The sequence below is a fragment of the Saccharothrix coeruleofusca genome (assembly GCF_014648515.1).
Classification (GTDB): Bacteria; Actinomycetota; Actinomycetes; order Mycobacteriales; family Pseudonocardiaceae; genus Actinosynnema; species Actinosynnema coeruleofuscum.
Genome location: NZ_BMRG01000023.1, coordinates 15,016 through 22,857, shown reverse-complemented (window position 1 = coordinate 22,857; position 7,842 = coordinate 15,016). Strand labels below are relative to the sequence as shown.

Annotated in this window: 6 protein-coding genes, 1 tRNA gene and 1 pseudogene; 5 read left to right on the top strand and 3 right to left on the bottom strand. The window is 75.5% G+C overall.

Annotated elements, in window-relative coordinates; translation table 11 throughout:
- A pseudogene (locus IEZ00_RS37480) lies at positions 1-263 on the top strand (SAM-dependent methyltransferase); the annotation flags it as partial.
- 27 nt (positions 264-290) lie between these two features.
- Here the strand turns inward: IEZ00_RS37480 and IEZ00_RS32695 are convergent.
- A complete protein-coding gene (locus IEZ00_RS32695) occupies positions 291-1,199 on the bottom strand; it encodes an effector-associated domain 2-containing protein (protein WP_189227242.1) in 909 nt (302 codons plus the stop codon).
- A gap of 272 nt (positions 1,200-1,471) precedes the next feature.
- Here IEZ00_RS32695 and IEZ00_RS32690 point away from each other — a divergent pair, with 272 nt between their 5' ends.
- A complete protein-coding gene (locus tag IEZ00_RS32690; RefSeq protein ID WP_189227241.1) occupies positions 1,472-2,899 on the top strand; it encodes an aldehyde dehydrogenase family protein in 1,428 nt (475 codons plus the stop codon).
- 228 nt (positions 2,900-3,127) lie between these two features.
- Here IEZ00_RS32690 and IEZ00_RS32685 read toward each other — a convergent pair whose 3' ends face one another.
- Positions 3,128-3,865, bottom strand: a complete 738-nt coding sequence (locus tag IEZ00_RS32685) for an NPP1 family protein (RefSeq protein WP_229796340.1) — start codon at positions 3,863-3,865, stop codon at positions 3,128-3,130.
- Positions 3,866-4,082: 217 nt separating this feature from the next.
- Here IEZ00_RS32685 and IEZ00_RS32680 point away from each other — a divergent pair.
- From IEZ00_RS32680 to selB, 3 genes are all read left to right on the top strand, one after another.
- Positions 4,083-4,177 (top strand) — tRNA-Sec (locus IEZ00_RS32680).
- A 12-nt stretch (positions 4,178-4,189) separates the two neighbouring features.
- The gene (gene selA, locus IEZ00_RS32675; protein ID WP_189227240.1) at positions 4,190-5,479 is read left to right on the top strand and encodes an L-seryl-tRNA(Sec) selenium transferase; all 1,290 of its coding nucleotides are present in this window, start codon (positions 4,190-4,192) and stop codon (positions 5,477-5,479) included.
- Positions 5,452-7,194 carry a selenocysteine-specific translation elongation factor gene (selB, locus tag IEZ00_RS32670; protein WP_373293245.1) on the top strand — a complete coding sequence of 581 codons (1,743 nt, stop codon included), beginning with the start codon at positions 5,452-5,454 and terminating at the stop codon, positions 7,192-7,194. Before selA ends, selB begins: the two co-directional genes overlap by 28 nt.
- Here the strand turns inward: selB and IEZ00_RS37475 are convergent.
- Positions 7,141-7,842, bottom strand: a 702-nt coding sequence (locus IEZ00_RS37475; protein ID WP_229796334.1) for a polysulfide reductase, incomplete at its 5' end; no start/stop codon positions are given. The two genes, selB and IEZ00_RS37475, sit on opposite strands and share 54 nt — an antisense overlap.

Genomic DNA, 7,842 nt, shown 5'->3' with positions numbered 1-7,842 from the left:
GCCACACCGCGCTGCGCGGTCTGCTGGACGCCGTCACCCCCGGCGGAACCCTGCTCGTGGTCAGCCACGACCTCGCCGACCTGGCCGCGGACGGCGAGCGCGACTTCGACCCCGACGACTACTACTGGCCCGACGAGATCGCCGGGCTCCTCGATCACGACTGGACCGTCCTGATCGCCGAAACCCGCCCGCGGACCGCCCCCGCCCCGGCGGGCACGCACCACACCCGCGACACCGTCCTGCGGGCACAGCGCTTGCGGTGACGCGCGGGGCCGGTCACCGGGAATCCCTCACGACTGCCCGGTGGTCAGCTCGTCCACCGCCCGGCGCGCTTCGCGCATGGGGGTGGAGTCGTGCTCGACGTGGTCGAGCACCCGCAGCAGGGCGGACAGGCCGCCGCTGTGCTCCAGGCAGGCCAGGACGAGGTTGGACAGGTGCACGGTGGGGTGCGCGCTCTCCGGGACGACCAGCCCGGTGCCCAGTTCGTGACCGACCAGCCGGATGATCGTGCTCCGGTTGCTCGCCTCGGCCAGTGCGGGCATCCGCAGCAGGGCGGCGACCAGGGGGAGGAGCACTTCCGGCCGCCGGTCCTCGGTGGGCGGGTGGGGCGCCTGGTCCGCCGGGGACGTGCCGAGCGCCGCGGACAACCGGTCCAGCCGGTCGTCCTGCGCGTCGAGGTAGGCGTCGACGTTGTCCAGGCCCGCCTCCAGCGCGGCCGGTTCCAGGGCTGGCAGGGAGTGTGCGGGCGGGAAGTGGGCGGGCGTTTCCCGGTGCGTCCGCGCCTGCAGTGCCCGCGCCTTCCGCCGCGCCACCTCCACCAGGCGCAGCGCGTTCTCCCGCTCCTGCTCGGCACGCCGCAGCCGCTGCTCGGTCCTGGCCTGGGCCTGGCGCGCGCGGGCCAGCTCCGCGCGCCGCCGGTCGGCTTCGTCCCGGAGGTGGTCGCGGTCCCCGGTCAGGTGCGCGACGGTGGCCCGCGCCTGGGCCAGGACCACTTGCAGCACCCACACGACCTTGGTGATGTCGCGTTCCGCGGCCACGCTCTCGGCCAGCTGTCGGCGGACCCGCTCGACCTCCTCGTAGGCGTTGGCCAGGCGCCGGTCGTCGGGGGAGTGGACGTGCACGCCGCCGTGGATCACGCCGGCCTGCACCACCACGCCGTCGACCGTCCCGGAGACCTCGTTGCGGGTGCTCTCGTCCACCTGCGCTCCTGTGCCGGCGTGCCCGTGGACACCACGCTACCGCGATCGGCGCGCATCGGGGCCTGCTCGCACCCGCTCCCGGTCGGCTGCGGCGAGAGCGCGGAACGGGCGCCGGAAAGATACCGCGCGATGGCCCCGACATGCCCCGGAATTACCGCGGAATTACCCGACTAGGTGAACAACTACATTGTTCCAAGGGGTGTGTCGCAGATCTCAGTCTACGCTTACCTTGGTCCGGCGCAGAGGAATTCCGGACTTGATCGGGAGCGGTGATGGAAGCCAACGAATGGGAATCCGTCCTCCAGCACGCGTCGGATTCCGTCCGAGCCTGGGGAGGGGCCCGGCCCGCCAAGCGCGCCGCCGCGCTGGGGCGGGTGGCGGACACCCTCGACCGCCACGCCGACGAGCTGGTGGGGATCGCCGCGCGGGAGGTCGGGCTGCCCGAGGACCGGCTGCGGGCGGAGCTGCGCCGCACCACCTTCCAACTGCGCGAGTGCGCGCGCGAGGTGGCCGAGGGCCACTGCCTGGAACTGGTGGTCGACCACGCCGACCGGCACTGGCCGTCCGGGCCGAGACCGGACCTGCGCCGGACGATGGTCCCGCTCGGCCCGGTCGTGGTCTTCGGCGCCTCGGCGTTCCCCTTCTCGGCCTCGGTGGCGGGCCGGGACACCGCCTCCGCGCTGGCCGCCGGGTGCTCGGTCGTCTTCAAGGCCCACCCCGCCCACCCCGGCCTGTCCGACCGCACCGCCGAGCTGGTGCGCCAGGCGCTGCGCGAGGCGGGGGCGCCCAAGGGCGTGTTCGACGTCGTCCACGGCGAGCGCAGCGGTCGCGAGCTGCTGCTGGACCCCAGGGTCAAGGCGGTGGCCTTCACCGGCTCGGCGTCGGTGGGCAAGCAGCTGCTGGCGCTGGCGGTGTCCCGCGAGGAGCCCATCCCCTTCTTCGGCGGCTTCGGCGGCATCAACCCGGTGTTCGTGACCAGGTGCGCCGCCGCGCGGCGCGGCACCGAGATCGCCGAGGGCTTCGTCGGGGCCCTGACCGCCGAAGGCGGCCAGCTGTGCACGAAACCCGGCGCGCTGGTGGTGCCCGCGACGTCGGTGCTGACCGCCGTCGCGGCGGACACCGCGCGCCGTCGCGGCGGCTCCCCGCTGTTCGACAAGCGCTTCGCCGAGCGCTACCAGCGGGAGGTCGCGGTGCTGCGCGAGCACCCGGACGTGACCACCCTGGTGGCGGGCGAGCCCACCGCCGACGGCCACTCGCCGACGCTGCTGCTGACCACCGCCGCCGCGGTGGTGCGCTCGCCGGACCTGCTCGCGGAGTGCTTCGGCCCGCTGGGGCTGGTGGTGCACTACGACACCGAGGACGAGCTGCTGGCCGTGGCCAGGGCGCTGCCCGGCCAGCTGACCACCGCGGTGCAGGGCGAGAACTGCGACGAGGTGCTGCTGGACCTGCTGCCCGAGCTGGTCGAGCGCAGCGGCCGGGTGGTGTGGAACGACTGGCCCAACGAGCTGGCCGTGACCCCCGCGATGCAGCACGGCGGCCCGTACCCGGCCAGCACCGCGCCGCAGCGCACCGCCCTCGGCCGCGGTGCGATCGCGCGCTTCCAGCGCCCGGTGGCGTTCCAGGGCTTTCCCCGGCACCTGCTGCCGGAGGGGCTGCGCGAGGAGAATCCGCTGAACCTGCCCCGCCTGGTCGACCTGTGATTCCCCCGTCCGCCGCCGGATTCCCCGTTTCGGGGATTTCCCGGAAATGCCGGGTGGTGACCGGCAGCGCGGACAGTCCGAGTAGTGCTCGTCGACGTGGGTGTGGCGGTCACGCGGACCGGGTACTCGGACCGCGCCTCCCACCACCGGGCACCACCGGGACGTGGTGCCCACCACCTGATGGCCGGTGGCGGAGGGCGCACCGCCCTCCGCCACCGGTGGGACCGGTCAGGCGTTCGGGTCGAACGGGATGCCCGCGGGTTTGGCCTTGGCCAGTTCAGCGGCGAACGCGCCGTCCTTGATGCCCAGGCTCGCGCTCCCGAAGTCGGCGCGGACCAGGGTGTCGCGGACGCCGGGCGGGAAGTGGTCCCAGCTCACCAGGTCGGGGTACTGCCAGGAGCCGTGGTGGTTCTCCGGCTGCTCCGCCGCGTCCGCCAGGCGGAAGCAGTGGGTGCTCAGCCCGTCCTTGTGGTAGACGATCTTGGGGTGGGTGCCCTCCCACGCGACCTGCGCGCGCGGGTAGGTCGAGTAGCGGCCGTGCGCGGAGGTCGAGACGTACTGGGCCTGGTCGCCCGAGACCCACACCACGACGTGCTCGATGTCGTGCCGGTGGCCGCAGCAGTCAATGCCCGGCACCGCCTGGTCCTTCTCGAAGTACAGGTCGTACAGGTGGGCGCACCAGCCGTTGTTGCACTTGGACCGGGCGTAGGAGTTGGTGTTGTCCAGGTCGGACCGGTCGCGGCACTGGCCGTTGAGCGCGCCGGAGTTCTTCAGCCCGGTCGCCACGACGCCGGTCGGGGAGATCGCGGGGGTGGGGTAGCAGCCGTCGGTGTCGTAGTCGAAGGCGGGCTGCCACCTGCCGTCGGCGGCGGTGAAGCTCGCGGGGATCGCCTGGGGCGGGTCGGCCCAGGCGGTGCCGGGCACGAGCACGGCGAGCAGGGTCGCGCCGAGCAGGCCGGGCAGCAGTCGCCTCCGCGTGGGGCGGGGTCGGGTCTTGGGCCGGGTCTTGGGCACGGTCACAGGGGCCTCTCGTTCCGGTAGCAGGGATGCGGCGAGATGGCGGGGCGGCACAGACGTTGCTGCACCGGCGGGAGCCGGTCAACCGCCTGGGGTTGAACGGCCGGTGTCGGAGCTCCGGTTCGCGCCCGAGCCGCGCCGAGGGCAGGATTGGGCGATGGCCCGAGGAGGCGTACCCGGTCTGGTGACCGGCGCGGTCTTCAACACCGTTGAGCGGCAGCACCTGCCGCTGGCGGGTTCGATTCCCGTCCGCCTCCGCCACGGCGGTGCCCGGTGACCGACCCCAGGCGCGCCATCCCGCGCACGGACGCGGTGCTCGCCGAGCCGCGAGTGGCCGCGGCGGTCGCGCAGCTGGGCAGGGCGGTGGTCAAGGCTGCCGTCGGGCGGGCCCAGCGGGAGGCCCGCGAGGGGGTGCTGACGCCCGACGGGGTGGTGGAGGCGGTGTTGGCGGCGCTCCCGCCGGGACCGTCCTCGCTGCGGCCGGTGATCAACGCGACCGGCGTCGTCGTGCACACCAACCTGGGCAGGGCGCCGCTGTCCAGGGCCGCCGCGCGGGCCGTCGCGGACGCGGCCGGGTGCGCGGACGTCGAGTTCGACCTGGTCACCGGGAAGCGGACGCAGCGCGGACGAGGGGCGCTGGCGGCGCTCAGGACCGCCGTGCCGGACGCGGGCGACGTGCACGTGGTGAACAACAACGCCGCCGCGTTGCTGCTGTGCGCGATGGTGCTGGCACCCGGCAAGGAGATCGTGGTCAGCCGCGGCGAGCTGGTGGAGATCGGCGACGGGTTCCGCATACCGGACCTGCTGACCTCGGCCGGTGCGCGGCTGCGGGAGGTGGGCACCACCAACCGCACCCACCTGCGCGACTACGCCGAGGCGGTCGGCGACGGGACCGGGTTCGTGCTGCGGGTGCACCCGTCCAACTTCCGGGTCACCGGGTTCACCAGCGCCCCCGATGTCGGAGAGCTGGCCGGGCTGGGCGTGCCGCTGGTCGTGGACATCGGCTCCGGGCTGCTCTCGCCGCACCCGCTGCTGCCCGACGAGCCGGACGCGGCGGGCGCGCTGCGCGCGGGCGCCGCCCTGGTGACGGCCAGCGGGGACAAGCTGCTGGGCGGTCCGCAGGCGGGGCTGCTGCTGGGCGAGGCGGGGCTGGTGCACCGGTTGCGGCGGCACCCGGCGGCACGGGCGCTGCGCGTGGACAAACTGGCGCTGGCCGCTCTGGAGGCGACCCTGCTGGGACCGACCCCACCCGTGCGGCAGGCGTTGGAGGTCGACGCGCGGCGGCTGCGCGACCGCGCCGAGCTGCTGGTGAAAGCGTTGGTGGAGCAGGGGATCGACGCCGCGGTGGTGGACAGCGTGGCGGCGGTGGGCGGCGGCGGGGCGCCGGGAGTGGAGCTGCCCAGCGCGGCGGTGAGCCTGCCCGAGCGGTGGGCGGGCGCGCTGCGGGTGGACCGGACGCCGGTGGTGGGCCGGGTGGAGCGCGGGCGCTGCCTGCTGGACCTGCGCACCGTCGACCCGGCCGAGGACGAGCGGCTGTGCCAGGCGGTGCTGCGGTGCGGGTGATCGCCACCGCGGGGCACGTGGACCACGGCAAGTCCACGCTGATCCGCGAGCTGACCGGGATGGAGCCCGACCGCTGGGCCGAGGAGCGCAGGCGCGGCCTGACCATCGACCTGGGGTTCGCCTGGACCCGGCTGCCCGGCGGCGAGGTGGCCTTCGTGGACGTGCCCGGCCACGAGCGGTTCACCACCAACATGCTGGCCGGTGTCGGACCGGTGCCCGCGGTGGTGTTCGTGGTCGCCGCCGACGAGGGGTGGATGCCGCAGTCGGACGAGCACCTGGCCGCGCTGGACGGGCTGGGGGTGCGGCACGGGCTGCTCGTGGTGACCCGGTCGGACCTGGCCGATCCCGGCCCGGCGCTGGCGCAGGCCCGCGAGCGGTTGGCGCGGACGTCGTTGCGGGAGGCGCGGGCGGTGGCGGTCAGCGGGCGCACCCGAGCGGGGCTGGACGAGGTGCGCGCCGAGCTGGACGCGCTGGTGCGCGCGCTGCCCGACCCCGATCCGGGCGCCGATGTGCGGCTGTGGGTGGACCGCTCCTTCACGGTGCGCGGTGCGGGCACGGTGGTCACCGGCACGCTGGGCGCCGGGGCGCTGGAGGTCGGTGACGAGCTGGTGCTGTCCGGCACGGGCGGGCGCGTGGCGGTGCGCGGGCTGCAGGCGCTGGGCGAGAGCGCGCGGCGGGTCGTCGGGGTGGCGCGGGTCGCGGTGAACCTGCGCGGCGTCGAGCGCGAGCGGGTGGGCCGCGGCGACGCCCTGCTCACCCCGGACGCCTGGCCCATGACGCGGGTGCTGGACGTCCGGTTGGTGGGAGCGGCCGAACCGCCGCGGAACGCGGTGCTGCACGTGGGTTCCGCGGCGGTGTCCGCCCACGTCCGTCCACTGGGGACGGACACCGCGCGGCTGGTCCTGACGCGCCCGCTGCCGCTGCGCGCGGGTGACCGGGGGCTGCTGCGAGACCCCGGACGACGCCGGATCGTGGACGGCGTCGTGGTGCTGGACGCGCGCCCGCCCGCGCTGGACCGGCGCGGCGCGGCGCGGCAGCGCGGGCTGGACCTGGCCGGTGACGCGGCTCGCGCGCACCTGGCGGCACGCGGGTTGGTGCTCGCGCGGGAGCTGCGGGTGCTCGGCTTCGGCGAGGTCGGGACGCCGGTCGGGCGGTGGCGGGCCGATCCGGCGCGCTGGGCGGAGCTGGTGCGGCGGGTTCCGGAGGAGGTCCAGCGGTGGCGGCGGGAGCACCCGCTGGCCTCCGGGGCTCCGGTGGAGGCCATGGCGCACCGGATGGGCATCGCCGCCGAGGTCGCCGTGCCGCTGCTGGCGCAGGCGGGACTGGCGGTGGTCGACGGGCAGGTGCCCGGTGCCGCCGCGCTGCCCGACCCGGTGGACCGCGCGGTCGCGGCGGTCGAGGCCGACCTCGCGCGAGCCCCGTTCGCCGCCCCGGACGCGGCGCGGCTGGCCGAACTCGGCTTGGGCGCCAGGGAGATCGGCGCGGCGGTGCGGGTGGGCAGGCTGCTGCGGCTGGCCGACGGGGTGGTGCTGGGTCCGGACGCGCCGGGGCGGGCGGCGCGGGTGCTGGCGGAGTTGCCCGCGCCGTTCACGGCGAGCCAGGCAAAGCAGGCGCTGGGCACCACGCGGCGGGTGGCGGTGCCGCTGCTGGAACTGCTGGACTCACTGGGGTTGACGCGCCGGGTCTGCGACACCGGCCGCGTCGTGCTGCCGTGAGTCCAGCCGCTCCCGCTGGGGCACCACGACGTACTTCGGGTCCTTAGTGGACTCGACTCCGGCTTCGAACACGCCGAACCGCTGCAAAGCGCTGCCCACCACCAGCGCGAGCCCGGAGGCCACGGCGACGACCCGGCTGCGCCGCGCCCCGAGCGCCGCGCCCAGCACGCCGCCCGCGGTGAGGTACTCCGACCAGCGCCGCAACCGGTGCGGGCGGCCCGTGGTGTACGCCTGGCGCACCAACCCCAGCCCGGACTCCATCACACGGGAGGCCACCAGTTCGCCCACACCGCCCATGACGGCGAACGCCCGTGCCGGACCGGCCTGCGCCAGGGGCGTGCACACCATGCCGAGCCCGCCCGAACTCGCCGCCGCCGACCCGGTGAACACCAGCGGCAGGTGCGGGTGCGCCTCGTGCCAGGCGGGCACCGCGGTCTGCGACAGCAGCACCGCCGTGTACGAGGCCACCGCCGGGGCCAGCGCCGCCGACGACACCGCCGAGGGCAGCGCGGCCCGCCGCAGCAGCCTGCCCAGCCACCACCGCCGCGGCAGCACCTCGGCCGCCGCGGCGACGGCCACCCCCGGCCCGTAGGCGACCAGGGTCCAGGTGCCCACGCTCATCGGCGAGGTCGGCTTGGCCACCCGCAG